Origin of the sequence: Burkholderia sp. MSMB1459WGS (assembly GCF_001534535.1) — a bacterium.
Classification (GTDB): domain Bacteria; phylum Pseudomonadota; class Gammaproteobacteria; order Burkholderiales; family Burkholderiaceae; genus Burkholderia.
On record NZ_LPMU01000078.1, the window covers coordinates 1 to 1,728 of the forward strand.

2 tRNA genes and 1 rRNA gene are annotated in these 1,728 nt (G+C 53.4%); all 3 read left to right on the forward strand.

Annotated features, from left to right (window positions below):
- A 16S ribosomal RNA gene (locus tag WT97_RS29710) occupies nucleotides 1-1,065 on the forward strand; the annotation flags it as partial.
- Nucleotides 1,066-1,129: 64 nt separating this feature from the next.
- Nucleotides 1,130-1,206 (forward strand) — tRNA-Ile (locus WT97_RS29715).
- 89 nt (nucleotides 1,207-1,295) lie between these two features.
- A tRNA-Ala gene (locus WT97_RS29720) sits at nucleotides 1,296-1,371 on the forward strand.
- Nucleotides 1,372-1,728: the final 357 nt, after the last annotated feature.

Below are 1,728 nucleotides of genomic sequence, written 5' to 3' on the forward strand. Positions count from 1 at the left end.
CGGGGGATGACGGTACCGGAAGAATAAGCACCGGCTAACTACGTGCCAGCAGCCGCGGTAATACGTAGGGTGCAAGCGTTAATCGGAATTACTGGGCGTAAAGCGTGCGCAGGCGGTTTGCTAAGACCGATGTGAAATCCCCGGGCTCAACCTGGGAACTGCATTGGTGACTGGCAGGCTAGAGTATGGCAGAGGGGGGTAGAATTCCACGTGTAGCAGTGAAATGCGTAGAGATGTGGAGGAATACCGATGGCGAAGGCAGCCCCCTGGGCCAATACTGACGCTCATGCACGAAAGCGTGGGGAGCAAACAGGATTAGATACCCTGGTAGTCCACGCCCTAAACGATGTCAACTAGTTGTTGGGGATTCATTTCCTTAGTAACGTAGCTAACGCGTGAAGTTGACCGCCTGGGGAGTACGGTCGCAAGATTAAAACTCAAAGGAATTGACGGGGACCCGCACAAGCGGTGGATGATGTGGATTAATTCGATGCAACGCGAAAAACCTTACCTACCCTTGACATGGTCGGAATCCTGCTGAGAGGTGGGAGTGCTCGAAAGAGAACCGGCGCACAGGTGCTGCATGGCTGTCGTCAGCTCGTGTCGTGAGATGTTGGGTTAAGTCCCGCAACGAGCGCAACCCTTGTCCTTAGTTGCTACGCAAGAGCACTCTAAGGAGACTGCCGGTGACAAACCGGAGGAAGGTGGGGATGACGTCAAGTCCTCATGGCCCTTATGGGTAGGGCTTCACACGTCATACAATGGTCGGAACAGAGGGTTGCCAACCCGCGAGGGGGAGCTAATCCCAGAAAACCGATCGTAGTCCGGATTGCACTCTGCAACTCGAGTGCATGAAGCTGGAATCGCTAGTAATCGCGGATCAGCATGCCGCGGTGAATACGTTCCCGGGTCTTGTACACACCGCCCGTCACACCATGGGAGTGGGTTTTACCAGAAGTGGCTAGTCTAACCGCAAGGAGGACGGTCACCACGGTAGGATTCATGACTGGGGTGAAGTCGTAACAAGGTAGCCGTATCGGAAGGTGCGGCTGGATCACCTCCTTTCCAGAGCTATCTCGCACAAGTTGAGCGCTCACGCTTATCGGCTGTAAATTAAAGACAGACTCAGGGGTCTGTAGCTCAGTCGGTTAGAGCACCGTCTTGATAAGGCGGGGGTCGTTGGTTCGAATCCAACCAGACCCACCATTGTCTGACGTGTCGGTGATCGTTAGCGCTTTAGCGCTTACGAGCATCCCATGCCGATAGGCGAACACACCTGAGGCATCTGTACTCATGGGGGCATAGCTCAGCTGGGAGAGCACCTGCTTTGCAAGCAGGGGGTCGTCGGTTCGATCCCGTCTGCCTCCACCAATCACCAACGCTAAGGGCTTGGTTCAGGCACTGAACCGAGAATTTTGCATTGGCGATTGAGCCAGTCAGAGGATATCAACAGATATCGGCTGTCGTTCTTTAACAATCTGGAAGAAGTAAGTAATTTGGATAGCGGAAGCGTCTTTGAGATGGACGTGGAAACTATCCGGGTTGTGATTGTATCGATGTATCTCAAGATGATTCGAACTTCATGTTCGGCTCAATTGGAATACGGCACAACGCGAGAACTCAACCTGTAGCGACTGTAGCGTCGAAAGATGAGACAGACTCGTTATAGGGTCAAGCGAACAAGTGCATGTGGTGGATGCCTTGGCGATCACAGGCGATGAAGGACGC